Here is a 254-nt window from a genome sequence, read left to right as displayed (position 1 = left end):
CGGGGCCAAGACCACGACGGACGCCGTCATCGGAGAGCTCCGGCACGGCCAGGCCACGGGCTACGCCCGATACGTCGTCAGCTTCACCAACGGTTCCGCCACCTCCCTTCGGCTGCACGCTGGGCTGTACGGTGCGGGCGGAGGGACATGGGAACAGATCGACGACGTCTGGCTGCAACAGCTGTAGCCGCGGGCACGGTCGGGCCGCTGCCGGGGTGATCCCCGTCGGCGGCCCGGTCGGGCGGGCTACGCCC

General features: G+C 72.0%; 1 protein-coding gene. It reads left to right on the top strand.

Annotation, left to right across the window (positions count from 1 at the left end):
• A partial coding sequence (locus ACZ3HH_RS30740) for a hypothetical protein (protein ID WP_465810454.1) occupies positions 1–187 on the top strand: 187 nt, incomplete at its 5' end.
• Between the last annotated feature and the right edge of the window lie 67 nt (positions 188–254).

Source organism: Pseudomonas sp. PME37.24/025 (assembly GCF_055556615.1).
The sequence above is the reverse complement of the archived record's forward strand: the minus strand, read 5'-3'. Positions and strand labels throughout refer to the sequence as shown.